Origin of the sequence: Streptomyces sp. NPDC002476 (assembly GCF_042889785.1) — a bacterium.
Classification (GTDB): domain Bacteria; phylum Actinomycetota; class Actinomycetes; order Streptomycetales; family Streptomycetaceae; genus Streptomyces.
This window is the reverse complement of record NZ_JBIARH010000010.1, coordinates 120,562-133,261: the sequence shown is the minus strand read 5'-3', so window position 1 is coordinate 133,261 and position 12,700 is coordinate 120,562. Positions and strand designations below refer to the sequence as shown.

The 12,700-nt window shown below is 68.6% G+C and carries 9 protein-coding genes; 2 read left to right on the top strand and 7 right to left on the bottom strand.

Going from position 1 to position 12,700, the window contains the following annotated elements; genetic code table 11:
* Positions 1 to 321: 321 nt before the first annotated feature.
* Together ACFYXM_RS14845 and ACFYXM_RS14840 are read left to right on the top strand one after the other, a co-directional pair.
* The gene (locus tag ACFYXM_RS14845; protein ID WP_389289392.1) at positions 322 to 2,364 is read left to right on the top strand and encodes a glycosyltransferase family 2 protein; all 2,043 of its coding nucleotides are present in this window, start codon (positions 322 to 324) and stop codon (positions 2,362 to 2,364) included.
* A 143-nt stretch (positions 2,365 to 2,507) separates the two neighbouring features.
* Positions 2,508 to 3,107, top strand: coding sequence for a dTDP-4-dehydrorhamnose 3,5-epimerase family protein (locus ACFYXM_RS14840; protein ID WP_389289391.1), 600 nt, complete (start codon positions 2,508 to 2,510; stop codon positions 3,105 to 3,107).
* A 198-nt stretch (positions 3,108 to 3,305) separates the two neighbouring features.
* On the opposite strand, the gene ACFYXM_RS14835 is transcribed toward ACFYXM_RS14840, so the two are convergent.
* The 7 genes from ACFYXM_RS14835 to ACFYXM_RS14805 form a co-directional block, all read right to left on the bottom strand.
* Complete coding sequence (locus ACFYXM_RS14835; RefSeq protein WP_389289390.1) at positions 3,306 to 4,109, bottom strand: class I SAM-dependent methyltransferase; 804 nt, start codon at positions 4,107 to 4,109, stop codon at positions 3,306 to 3,308.
* A gap of 191 nt (positions 4,110 to 4,300) precedes the next feature.
* Positions 4,301 to 5,149 (bottom strand): dTDP-4-dehydrorhamnose reductase, encoded by an 849-nt coding sequence (gene rfbD, locus ACFYXM_RS14830; RefSeq protein ID WP_389289494.1) that lies wholly within the window; start codon positions 5,147 to 5,149, stop codon positions 4,301 to 4,303.
* Between the two features lie 32 nt (positions 5,150 to 5,181).
* Positions 5,182 to 6,165, bottom strand: a complete 984-nt coding sequence (gene rfbB / locus ACFYXM_RS14825) for a dTDP-glucose 4,6-dehydratase (protein ID WP_389289389.1) — start codon at positions 6,163 to 6,165, stop codon at positions 5,182 to 5,184.
* Positions 6,162 to 7,232: a glucose-1-phosphate thymidylyltransferase gene (locus tag ACFYXM_RS14820; RefSeq protein ID WP_389289388.1), complete on the bottom strand. Its 1,071-nt coding sequence runs from the start codon at positions 7,230 to 7,232 to the stop codon at positions 6,162 to 6,164. Before ACFYXM_RS14820 ends, rfbB begins: the two co-directional genes overlap by 4 nt.
* A 278-nt stretch (positions 7,233 to 7,510) precedes the next feature.
* The gene (locus ACFYXM_RS14815) at positions 7,511 to 8,728 is read right to left on the bottom strand and encodes a glycosyltransferase family 2 protein (protein ID WP_389289387.1); all 1,218 of its coding nucleotides are present in this window, start codon (positions 8,726 to 8,728) and stop codon (positions 7,511 to 7,513) included.
* A 149-nt stretch (positions 8,729 to 8,877) separates the two neighbouring features.
* Complete coding sequence (locus tag ACFYXM_RS14810; protein WP_389289493.1) at positions 8,878 to 10,908, bottom strand: hypothetical protein; 2,031 nt, start codon at positions 10,906 to 10,908, stop codon at positions 8,878 to 8,880.
* A 148-nt stretch (positions 10,909 to 11,056) separates the two neighbouring features.
* The gene (locus ACFYXM_RS14805; protein WP_389289386.1) at positions 11,057 to 12,556 is read right to left on the bottom strand and encodes a D-ribitol-5-phosphate cytidylyltransferase; all 1,500 of its coding nucleotides are present in this window, start codon (positions 12,554 to 12,556) and stop codon (positions 11,057 to 11,059) included.
* Between the last annotated feature and the right edge of the window lie 144 nt (positions 12,557 to 12,700).

Sequence of the window (12,700 nt, the reverse complement as noted above, 5' to 3'; positions counted from 1 at the left end):
TCATCACCCCCGGCGCCATGGGCCCTTTCCTCCGCATGCGCGCACCCCCGCCCGCACACCTGTGCGCTTTGCCCGATGCCCGTACGGAACTGCGGAAACGCATTCGGAACGGCCATCCTCCCGGCGGCGTGCGTCCGAGCCGAGGGGGAACGGAAGAATGCCGACGCATGCCAAAATCCGCGCAACCATCGGGTCACTTCGTTCATCCAAGAGCCGATAGGGTGCAATGCGGCGGCCCTCCCCCGTTCGCTTCGGCAGTGGCAGTGTCGGCCCCGCATCCGCCGCCATCTCCAGAGACCTACCAGACATGGGACAGCAGCGATGCCAGTCAAAGTTAGTGTCGTCATTCCGGTGTACAACCCGGGCAAGTACATCGACCCCTGCATCGAATCGCTCCTGCGGCAGTCATTGCCCCCGGAGGAATTCGAAGTTCTGTTCGTGAACGACGGGTCGACGGACGACACCCCTGCGCGACTGGAGAAACTTTCGGCGGAGCACCCCCATTTCCGGCTGATCACCATCCCCAATTCCGGCTGGCCGGGAAAGCCCCGCAACATCGGCGTGGACGAGGCGAAGGGCGAGTACGTCCAGTTCGTCGACCAGGACGACCACCTCGCCTCGGACGCCCTGCGCCGTCTGTACGAGATGGGGCACCGCAACGGCTCGGACATCGTCATCGGCAAGGTGGCCAGCAACTTCCGCGGTGTGCCGCACGGCGTGTTCAAGAAGGACCGTGAGAAGTGCACGCTCCACGACGCGCCCCTGTACGACAGCCTCACGCCGCACAAGATGTTCCGTACGGCGTTCCTCCGCGAGAACGGCATCGCCTATCCCGAGGGCAGGCGCCGGCTGGAGGACCAGCTCTACATGATGCAGGCGTACTTCCCCGCGAAGGCCGTCTCGATCCTCGGGAGCTACACCTGCTACTACTACTCCCGGCGCGACGACGGCAAGAACGCGGGATCCGCCAAGATCGTCCCGTCCCAGTACTACGGGAACCTCCGTGAGGTCCTGGACGTCGTCGTGGCCAACACCGAGCCCGGCCCCTTCCGGGATCTGCTGCTCCGCCGCTTCTACCGGGTCGAGATGCTGAGCCGGCTGAGCGAACCCGCGGTCGTCAAGTACCAGCCCGACTTCTTCCAGGAGATGGTCGACGCGATCAGGCCCCTGGCGCTCGACTTCATGGGCGACGGCGTGCACGACGGCCTCGGCCCGCTGCTGCGGGTGCGGTCGACGTTCCTGCGCAAGGACGACCGGGAGGGCCTGCTCCGGATCGCCCGGTTCGCCGGCGGCGTCAAGGCGGCGGCCCGGCTGGAGGAGTTCGCCTGGCAGCCGGACGGCCGTGTCGCCGTCACCGTGACCGCCCGGCTGGTCCAGGGCGACGGCCAGGAGCCGGTGAGACTGCTGCGCCGCGACGGCCGCTACTTCCTGCACCCGGACACCGGGAATGGTCTGCTCCCGTGCGACGAACCGCTGGACGTCACCGACGACATCGACGGCTTCTCCGCCGAACTGTCGCTGCGCAACCGCGAGACGGCCGTCGAATGGCCCTGCCCCGCCTCGTTCACCACCGAGATCGACGATCTCGGCGACGGCGTCTGCGAGGTCGTGCTGCGAGGCGGCGGCCATGTCTCCTCGGAGGCCGTCAAGGGCCGCGGCCGGGTCTCCCGCGGCTTCTGGGACATCTGGGTACCGCTGCGCGGCCTCGGTCTGGTCCGCAAGGCACGGCTCGGCGCCGACCGCGCGCCGGAGGTGGACGCCGCATGCCTGCCCGCGTCGCTCGGTTCACCGGCGCGCGCCGTCATCCCGTACTTCACCGACCCGCACGGCAATCTCACGCTCGATGTGAGCCGCCGCGGCAAGAAGCTCGCCGCCTATCTGGACGGGCGTCCGGTGCTGCGGGCCCCGGGCCGCCGGACCGAACTCCGGCTGGACCTCTTCACCACCGATACCACCGCGACGTCCGAGGCCTGCCTGGTCCTGACCCCGGCCGACGGGAACGGCACGTCCGCGCACACGCTGCGCACCACGCTGCACCCGACGAAGGGCCGGGCCCACCTCGTCCTCCCGGACCGCGCGCCCGGCCTCGCGGCGGGCGACTGGAACCTCTCCGTCCGGCTGGACGGGGAGAAGAACCCCGCGCTTCCCCTGTGTTCCGTCACGATCGGAGCGGGCGGGCGGATCCAGCTGGCCCCGGAACTGGCCGAGGCCCCGGCCTCCGTCATGGCGGGCGTCGCCGCACAGCGCCGGAAGGCGACACTGCGGCGGGCGCTGCGCACCATCGGCGGCCCCGTCGTGCGCAGGCTCCCTCCGCAGGGCCGGAAGCGGGCGCGCCGCCTCGCCGAGCGGCTCCTCGCCGGCTGACCCCTCGGCCGCCCCGCACGCCGGTGGGCGCCGTCGGCCGATCCCCCCGGGGCCGGTCGACACCTACCGGTCGGGCCCCCATCACCACCGCACCATGAGAATCACCAGAAGCACCAGAACGCACGGAACAAGGACGTGATCGCATGCGGCAGCTCTCCATCGCAGGGGCCTGGGTTCACGAACCCAAGGTCTTTCCGGACGGCCGCGGCAGCTTCCACGAGTGGTTCAAGGCCGCGGACCTCGGCGAGGCCGTCGGGCACACGCTGAGCCTCGCGCAGGCCAACTTCTCCGTCTCCGGTCGCGGAACACTGCGCGGTGTCCACTTCGCCGACGTGCCGCCGAGCCAGGCGAAGTACGTCAAGTGCGTGCGCGGCGCGGTGCTGGACGTCATCGTGGACATCCGGGTCGGCTCCCCCACGTACAAGCGGTGGGAGGCCGTCCGGCTCGACGACGTGGACCATCACGCCGTCTACGTCTCCGAGGGGCTCGGTCACGCCTTCATGGCCCTGACCGACGACGCGTCGGTGGTGTACCTGTGCTCCGAGGGCTACGCGCCCACCCGAGAGCACGGCGTCGACCCGCTCGATCCGGAGCTGGGCATCGAGTGGCCGGAGGGCATCACGCCCCTGCTGTCCGACAAGGACGCCGCGGCCCCCTCACTGGCCGAGGCCGAGAAGCAGGGGCTGCTGCCGTCGTACGCCGCGTGCGAGGCGTACTACGCGGAGCTGCGCGCCCGGGGCTGAACCTGGCGGGAACGGCGAAAGCCTCGTGATCCGCCCCCTTGGATCACGGGGCTTTCGCACGGCCTGTCCCCCTCCACTGTCCTGGCGGGACGGGTCCGTCACGGCCGTGCTCCGTTGCGGACCTGTCGCGGGAACAGCGCGGCGGCGGTCAGGGCAGCACACCTGTCGAAGTCGCACGCCGGCAATGCCGCGTGCCGGTCACCGCCGCGTGCCGGTCACGGACTCGATGCTCCGGCGCAGGGGCGCGAACGCCGAGCGCGGGCGGCGCAGGTTGCGGGCACGCACCAGAGCGGGCCAGAAGTCTGCGCGCAGCAGCGCCTCGGGCTGGACGGCGTTCTTCCGTATCAGCACCTCGTCGGGCACGTCCTGCGGATCGGGTACGACGTACTCCTCGATGATCCGGTCGTACTCGTTCTTCAGGATCCGGTTCTCCGGGTCGGCACCGAACACGACGACCACGCCGGTCGGGGCCGTGTCCACCTCCACGACGACCAGGTCGGGTCGGAAGCGGCGGAGCACCTGCACCACCTTGTAGACGTCACCGGTCCAGAACTTGGTGTGGCGGTCGCGGGCCGCCTCGTCGACGTCGCGCGGCAGCATGTCGTCCAGCACGATCAGGCTCGACCAGCGGGAGTGCTTCTCGACGTTCATGAAGTCGCGCAGGGCGTACTCGAAAAGGTGCATGCCGTCGATGAAGGAGAGTTCCAGCTTCGGGTCCCCGCCGAACAGATTGAGCGGATCGCGGCGGGCGAGGGCGCGGAACGGATTGCGGCCGTTGCGCAGGTGCAGGAGCGGGTCCTTACGGGCGAAGAACTTGTCGCTCGTCGCCTTGACCAGGTGAACATCGCAGCTGATGTCCGTGATCACCCGGAAAGCGGGGTCGACGGCGACGGAAGGCACTCGTGAAAGAGCCAGACTCCTGCCATCGTTGACCCCGATTTCCAGATAGTTCCGGGGACGGCAGATGCGGTGCAAATGACGCAGAAAGTCATGGCGGTTCACGTGGGAGCAGCCCTTCGGAGGCACCTATGGGTCCAGTCCCGGTGAAATTAGCGTATGAACGTACTGCGCCGTAAGCGTTTCCCCGTTTCAAACACTTGTTTTCACGCATTTGAAATTCGGCCGGAATTAGACCATCGGAACACGCATCCGAAACTCGCCTGAAAGCTCACGCGAAGTCCGTTCGGGGCTCCTCACGGCCTCTCCGCCGCGACGAGTGCAGGAAAGGCCGCCTCCAGCGCCTCCCGCCAGTCCCGGATCGGTTCGATTCCGGCCACCGACCAGCAATCGTGCCCCAGCACGCTGTACGCGGGCCGCGGGGCCGGCCGTGCGAAGGCGGCACTGGTCGTGGGACGGACGCGCTCCGGATCGGCGCCGAGCAGCCGGAAGATCTCGCGGGTGAGGCCGAACCACGTGGTCTCGCCGCCGCCGGTGCCGTGGTAGACGCCTGCGGGGGCGGTGCCCGCGAGAGCCGCCTGCCCGAGCCGGACCAGCCGGTCGGCCAGATCGACGGTCCAGGTGGGCTGTCCGCGCTGGTCGTCCACCACGTCGAGGGTGTCCTTCACCCCCTCCAGCCTGATCATGGTCCGGACGAAGTTGCCGCCCCCCGCGCCGTACAGCCAGGCGGTGCGAACCACGTAGCCGGTGTCCGGCAGGGTGCCGAGCACGGCCCGCTCACCGGCCAGCTTCGTGCGGCCGTAGGCGCTGCGCGGCCCGGTGGGGTCGTCCTCGGCGTACGGCTTCTCGGCGTCGCCGGCGAAGACGTAGTCCGTGGAGACCTGGAGAAGAACGGCGCCGTGCTCGCGGCAGGCCGCGGCGAGGATCTCGGGCCCCGTGCCGTTGACCAGCAGTGCGGAGCACTCCATGGTCTCGGCGTCGTCGACCGCGGTCCAGGCGGCGCAGTTCACCACGACGGCCGGGCGGTGCTTCTCGAAGGCCGCCCGCACCGATCCGGGGTCGGCGACGTCGACGACCTTCCGGTCCGCGGCGACCACGGTGACGTCCTCGTCGGCGAGCCGGGCCAGGAGGTCCCGGCCCAGCATCCCGGCGGCTCCGGTGACCAGCCAGACGGCGCTCACAGGGCGGCCCTCTCCTTCAGCGGCTCCCACCAGGCACGGTTGTCGCGGTACCACCGCACGGTCTCGGCGAGACCGGTACGGAAGTCCTTGCGGGGCTCGTAGCCCAGCTCCTCGCGGATCTTGGTGCAGTCGACCGAGTACCGGCGGTCGTGGCCCTTGCGGTCCTCGACAAAGGTGACGCTGCTCCAGTCGGCGCTGCATGCCTCCAGCAGCAGGGCGGTCAGCTCCTTGTTGGACAGCTCCGTGCCGCCGCCGATGTTGTAGATCTCGCCTGCGCGGCCCTTCGTACGGACCAGTTCGATGCCCTGGACGTGGTCGTCGATGTGCAGCCAGTCGCGAACGTTGCCTCCGTCGCCGTAGAGCGGGACCGTCCCGCCGTCCAACAGGTTGGTGACGAAGAGCGGGATGACCTTCTCGGGGAAGTGGTGGTGCCCGTAGTTGTTGGAGCAGCGGGTCACGCGCACGTCGAGGCCGTGGGTGCGGTGGTACGAGAGCGCGATCAGATCGCTGGACGCCTTGGCGGCGGAGTACGGCGAGTTGGGCGCGAGCGGGTCGGTCTCGGGCCAGGAGCCCTCGTCGATCGAGCCGTAGACCTCGTCCGTGGAGATGTGCACGAAGGTCCTGACGCCGGCCAGGTGCGCGGCGTGGATCAGGGTGTGGGTGCCCACGACGTTCGTACGGACGAACTCGGCGCCGCCGTCGATGGAGCGGTCCACATGGGACTCGGCGGCGAAGTGCACCACCTGGTCGTGCTCGGCCATCAGTCCGGCGACCAGCTCGGCGTCGCAGATGTCGCCCCGCACGAACCGGAAGCCGGGATGGTCGCGCACCTCGTCGAGATTGGCGGGATTGCCCGCGTAGGTGAGCTTGTCGAGCACGGTGACGGCGACGTCACCGGGGCCTTCGGGTCCGAGCACCGTACGGACGTAGTGCGAGCCGATGAATCCGGCGCCGCCGGTCACCAGGATGTGGGTGGTCATGAGGAGATCTGCACCTTGCTGTGGTCGCCGAGCACGAGTCGGTGGGCGGAGGGAGAACGGGGCGCGGGGGTCACCTCGACATCGCGGCCGATGAGCGACGCCTCGACGCGGCGGACGCCCGCGACGGAGGCGCCCCGCAGGACGATGGAGTACTCGATCTCGCTGTCCTCGATCCGGACGTCCTCCGAGATCGAGGTGAACGGGCCCACGTACGCGCCGCTGATCACCGAGCGCGCGCCGATGATCGCCGGGCCGACGATGCGGCTGCCGCTGACCTTGGCGCCGGGTTCGATCCGCACCCGGCCGATGATCTCGGTGTCGTCGTCGACCTCGGCCCCCTCCTGGGCGGGCTCGACGGTCTCCAGGACCGTGCGGTTGACCTCCAGCATGTCGGTGACGTTGCCGGTGTCCTTCCAGTACCCGCGGATCGTGGTGGAGCGGACGTCGCGCTCCTGGTCGATCAGCCACTGGATGGCGTGGGTGATCTCCAGCTCGCCCCGCCAGGAGGGCTCGATCGAACGGACCGCCTCGTGGATGGCGGGGGTGAACAGGTAGACGCCGACGAGCGCCAGGTCGCTCTTGGGCTCCCTCGGCTTCTCCTCCAGGCCCACCACCCGGCCCTCGGCGTCGAGTTCCGCGACGCCGAAGGAGGTCGGGTCGGGCACCCGGGTCAGCAGGATCTGCGCGTCGGGCCGCTCCTTTCGGAAGCCGTCCACCAGACCGGTGATCCCGCCGACGATGAAGTTGTCGCCGAGGTACATGACGAAGTCGTCGTCCCCCAGGAAGTCGCGGGCGATCAGCACCGCGTGGGCGAGGCCGAGCGGCTGTTCCTGCGGGATGTACGTGACGTCGGCGCCGAGCCGGGAGCCGTCGCCGACCGCCTCACGGATCTCGTCCGCGGTCTCGCCGACGATGATGCCGACCTCGGTGATGCCCGCTTCCGCGATGGCTTCCAGGCCGTAGAACAGCACGGGCTTGTTCGCCACCGGCACCAGCTGTTTGGCCGAGGTGTGCGTGATGGGACGCAGGCGTGTGCCGGCCCCTCCGGACAGTACGAGAGCCTTCACGTGACCAGTCCTCACGGTTGGGATATCCGACGTGCCGCGGCCGCGACCCAGTGAGCGACTTTACTGAGAATCGCCGCGCGCTTCCCGATGCGTCAACTTCATGAACAAAATCCGTCAACTTCATGAACGAGATACAGAAAACGCGCCCGGAATCGAATCGGCCATATGTCCGGGGTCGGAACTGTCATATGCCCGAGGTCGGAATGGCCGCCCGGGACCGGGCCGGACGCATCGCCGGATTCGGGTCGGACGCACGTGCGGACCGGACCGGCCATCGCTCAGCGCGCGACGATCCGCGACTTCCAGCGCCGTACGTCCCGCCGCACGCGTCGGGCGAGGCGCCGGGACAGCGACGCCCTGCGCGCCGCCGCCGCGGGCCGCTCGATGCGCTTGCCGTCGTGCCAGTCGGGCACGGTGACCTCGAAGTCCGCGTCGGAGAGCCCGCTCGACCGGTCCCGGAAGTGCGGGTACGCCAGGAAGAGCTTGTCCCCCTTACGCGAACGCACCACATCCGGAACGGACTTGTCCCGCACGAAGGTCAGCACATCCGTCAGGACGTCGGACCTGCCGTGCGCCACGGCGGCGAGCCGCAGCCGCTCGGCGACCTTGATCAGGCGCGCCACCCCGGCGTCCCAGTAGGCGTCCATGAGCGGGGCGGCGAGCTCCAGTTTGTGCCGCCGGACCTCCTCCGAGTCACGGAGGAAGACCGGGCCGAACTGCTGCAGCATCCCGACCGTGAAGGGGCGGACCATCAGGAAATCGCGCTTCGGCCCGGCGGGTTCGAGACGGTGGATGAGCCGCATCATGGCGCGCATGGAATCGAAACGCCATTCGTAGGTGCCGCTCTTGGTGACATGCTTTCCGTCGTCCCGGCCGACGAGGTAATAACAGGTGTAATCGGAGACGACGGAAATTCCGGCGCCCCGCAGATACGTCTCCATGGTGAAAAGCGCATCCTCGCCCGTCTTGAGTCCCTCGTCGAATCTCAGACCGAGACGCTCCAGCAATGCACGCCGGAAAAGTTTCTGCGCACTGAGCGTGTATATGACCTTGGAGTTGTAGACGTCGACACGTTCCTTGGTGGCCGTCCACATCGACTTCGGCGCGCCTCTGTTCACACCGACGACCTTGCCCAGCACCACATCGGTGCCCGCCCGGTCGGCCATCGCGACCATGCGCTCCAGGGCCTCCTCGCCGAAATAGTCGTCGGCGTCGAGGAAGAAGACGTAACGGCCGCGGGCCAGCCCGAGGCCCACGTTGCGCGGCCCGCTGGGACCGCCGGAATTCGCCTGTCTGACCACCCGGGTCGGCACCGCGGACCGGGCCGCGAACTCCTCCAGGTACTCACCGGTGCCGTCGGTCGAGCCGTCGTCGACCGCCACGATCTCGATCCGGTGGGCGCCGATGGTCTGCGCCTCCACCGATTCGAGGCAGCGCACGAGGTAGGGCATGGCCTCGTAGGCACCGACGACCACGGTCACGTCAGGGGTTGGCATGTCGTTCACATCAACAGAAGACAGGCGACATCACGCGTTGGTTGCGTCACACCCTCCCCCCAAAGTGTGGCGCTCATCACAAAAGCCCGGCACAACCCTTTTCGGGCTATGCCGGGCATGATGATGTGTGTTATTGAGACACGCCGTTTTCAGCCACTCACGGGCTCGCCGACGTTCCTCGCCACCCGAGCGTTCCGGGCCGCCGACCTGGCCGCGAGCGCCTCGACAGCCCTGTTGAACTGCACGATCGAGGTGGGCTCGTCCGGACCGAGGAGGTATTCCTTCAGCTCGCGCCGGTCGGTGGCCAGGGTGTCCGTCGCGGGGTCCGAAACCGCCGCGAGCAGGGCGTCCACCTCGGTCGCCTCGTTGGACAGGATGACCGCGGCACGCACTGCGGTGTTCTGCCGCCGGAACTCGTCCTCGCCCAGAGCCGCCGAGTCGGTGACCGCGTACGGCTTCCCGCTGGCGATGAAGTCCGACACCACGCTGGAGATGTCCGAGACCATGGCGTCCGACTCGTTGAAGCAGTCGTACAGCCGCATCCGGGCGCCCGTGACGACCTTGTGCTCCCACCAGCCGAGCGCGCGCCAGGACGCCGCGTTCCACTCGTCCCTGAGCCGTGCGATCTCGGCCTCGCGCGCCGGGTCGGCCAGCGAGTCGCGGGACAGTTCGGCCTCGTCCCCGGAGGTCTGCCCGCCGCTCGTCAGCACGTCGAGGCGCGCCTCGATACGGGTCAGTTCGGCCCGCGCCTCGGTCTGTGCCGACCGGAACGCCGCGGCCTCGTCCGCCCAACGGGGGTCGGTGGCGCGCTCGGCGGCGGCCTTCTCGATCAGCGCGGTGATCCGCTGGTGCGCGGCCCTGGCCTTGGCGCTGCGGGTGCCCGTGAAGGGGTGCGGCTTGTAGAGCAGCCGGACCGGCTTCTCGGCGTTCAGCAGACGCCGGACGATGTTCTCGCCGGCCAGCAGCAGCGAGGTGTTGCCCGGGTTGTCGTCCCAGCCCTCCCAGGTGGGGGCGTACAGCACGGTCGGGATCGGGTTCTTCGGCGCGCCGGACCACGGCCGGATGGGGGCCAGCTGCGGGCGGCCCACCTCGACGATGTCCTCGTCGCGCACCCCGACGTCCGCCAGTGCGTAGCGGTCGCGGCCGGCCCGGCCCGCGGTCCACACCTCGTCGTACGCCTTGCTGTACGGGTTGACACTGGCGATCTTGTCGCTGTCGCCGTGGCCGATGAAGACGTGCTTCATCGTCGGCACCCGGAGCAGGTGGATGTTCTTGCCGACGTTGGCCGCGTACAGCGCGACCCGCACCGACGAGAGGTCCAGGTTCATCAGGTGCACGCCGCCGGGCACGCAGAGCACCGGCACCGATGTCGTGTTCAGCTGGGGCACGATGAAGCGCTCGCGCAGCAGGATCAGCGGGCGGCCCTCGACCTGCGCCATGGTCTCCAGCCACATGTTGACCTGGTAGGCCGAGTCCTTGGAACCGGAGAAGTAGAGCACCACGGTCGGCTGGTACTCACGCAGCCAGGTGCTCACCGCGCCGAGCACCTTGGCGTCGGGCCCCACGATCCGCTTCGGCCGGAGGTACGGGACCAGCGCCGCCAGGTAGCAGGCCGCGAGCACCAGGGTCACGGCCAGGCCCGCGTAGGCGATGACGTGCACGCCGGTCCCCACCGCGACCAGGACGCCCACCATCGCGAAGACGTCCAGGTGGAGCATCTTCTCCGCGGCCCGGTTCATCAGCAGCGGCCGCGGGGCGTCGGGGATCCGCACCCGCTCCAGGTCGATGTTGCGCGTGACGACCGGGAGCCTGCGACGGTTCTTGATCAACGCCACTATGGCGCTCTGCGGTGCCTGGAGGGCGTAGAAGGCCAGCAGGCAGGCAACGGTCGTGTAGAACAGCGTCGCCTCGCCGTACCCCATGCGGGTGAGCAGCAGGATGAGCAGGAGCTGACGGACCAGGAAGCGGATCGAGAGCCCCGCGCGGACCGCGGACAGCCGGTTGATCAGATAGCTGCCGCGCCGGTGCAGGTACCGGTCGGCCAGATAGGTCACCGCGGCGGCGCCGGCGAAGAACCAGAGATCGGGGAGCAGGGCCGCGAGCATTATGCATGGGAAACCCAGAGCCATGAGAAGAGCTGCGGCCAGCTCCGAACCGCTGCCCACCCTGGCCAAGCGCATGGCTTTCGAAATCACGAAGTACCGCTCCCGAGGGTGCCGACTGGTTGCCTTGCGAGGAAATTGTGAAGCCGGAGCTTCACGAATTCGGACCCCTGGAATTCGCACGCGGGCGACTTCAGGGGTCCGAATGGTGGATTGTCAAGCAGTATTACACATCGGCCTGTCGGTCCAGGACGGCGGCCAGCGCCTGTTCGAAGCCCGATGCCTCGGAGGCACCGCGGGTCGGGTCCTGCTGCCGTACGTCGATGACATGGCCGGTCATCTCGGAAAGCAGGACGTCGAGGGAGGTCCTCGCGACCGCCTCGGAGGAGAGCAGGGTACCCGCGGGCTCCTCGCCGAACGCCTTGGTGCGCATCGGCGTGGCGGTGCGCTCGGGGTTCACGCAGTTCACCCGCACGCCCTCGTTCGCCCACTCGTCCGCGAGGGCCTGGGTCAGGTTGACCATGGCGGCCTTGGTGGACGAGTAGAGGCTGTACTCCGCGCGGCCCCGGGTGTAGCTGCTGGAGGTGTAGAGGAGCAACTGGCCCTTGGTCTCGGCGAGGTACTTGTGGGAGGCGCGGGCGATCTGGACCGGTGCCAGGTAGTTGACGTTCAGCGCTTCCTGGATGGTCGTGTTGTCCGTCTCGGCCAGCTTGCCGATGCGGAGCACGCCCGCGGTGTTGACCACGTAGTCGATGCGGCCGGTGTCGGCGTAGGCCTTGGAGAGCGCGTCGTCGATGTGCTCCGGGTTCTCCACGTGCGTGCCGGTGGTGGAGCGGCCCAGGGCGTAGACGGTGGCGCCGTAGGACTCGGCGAGCGACGCGATGTCCGCGCCGATGCCGTACGAGCCGCCGAAGACGACCAGGGTCTTGCCGGACAGCAGCTCGCGGTAGGCGGCGTCGTCCGTCGGCTGCGGAACGGCCGTGGAGGCCAGCTGGAAGAGCTTGTCCGCGATGAAGACGTCGACCGGCTGGGTGACCTTCATGTTGTACTCGTCGCCCGCGACCACGTAGATCGGCACGTCGGGGAGGTACTTCAGGACCACCGAACAGTCGTCGGTGGCCTGGAAGTTCGGGTCGCCCGCCGCGATCTCGTACGCCCTGCGGATCGTGGACAGCTTGAACGCCTGCGGCGTCTGGCCACGACGCAGCCGGGAACGGTCGGGCACATCGGTGATGAACTCGCCGTCGCCACCGTGGGTACGCGTCACGATGATCGTGTCCGCGGACGGGATGGCGACGTCGACGGCCTCGTAACGGTCGAGGGCGTCGACGCAGTCCTTGATGACCCGCTGCGAGAGCAGCGGGCGCACGGCGTCATGGAACAGGACGTTGCGGTCCTCGCCCTCGGCGAGGCCCTCGCCGAGGGCCGCGATGGCACGCTCGGTGGTCTCGTTGCGGGTGGAACCGCCCTCGATCACCTTGACGACCTTGCCGAGCCCGGCCTTGGCGACGATCTTCTCCACGTCGGGCACGTACCCGGGGGCCATCAGCACGATGATGTCGTCGATGGAGTCGGCCTGCTCGAAGATCGACAGCGTGTGCTCGATGACCGCCTTGCCCGCGATCTTCAGCAGCTGCTTCGGGATCGAAAGACCCACGCGCTGGCCGGTTCCTCCGGCGAGCACGACTGCTGTGGTTCGGGCTTTGGCTATGTGCTGAGCAGACACGGACGACCTACCTTGAGGGCTGGGAGATACAGCGATGGTTGCACTCTCCGTTACCGTCTCGCAAGGTGGACGCAGGCCACCGCACGCCGCGCCGCAACCTTGCGTTGCCTTGCGATCAGGGAAAACACCGGGATTCACGCTTCC

Coding starts and splice junctions, on each gene's coding strand:
- ACFYXM_RS14810 (WP_389289493.1), bottom strand. CDS start 10,908: ATGCGCTTGGCCAGGGTGGGCAGCGGTTCGGAGCTGGCCGCAGCTCTT.
- rfbB (WP_389289389.1), bottom strand. CDS start 6,165: ATGACCACCCACATCCTGGTGACCGGCGGCGCCGGATTCATCGGCTCG.
- ACFYXM_RS14845 (WP_389289392.1), top strand. CDS start 322: ATGCCAGTCAAAGTTAGTGTCGTCATTCCGGTGTACAACCCGGGCAAG.
- ACFYXM_RS14840 (WP_389289391.1), top strand. CDS start 2,508: ATGCGGCAGCTCTCCATCGCAGGGGCCTGGGTTCACGAACCCAAGGTC.
- ACFYXM_RS14815 (WP_389289387.1), bottom strand. CDS start 8,728: ATGCCAACCCCTGACGTGACCGTGGTCGTCGGTGCCTACGAGGCCATG.
- rfbD (WP_389289494.1), bottom strand. CDS start 5,149: ATGCTGGGCCGGGACCTCCTGGCCCGGCTCGCCGACGAGGACGTCACC.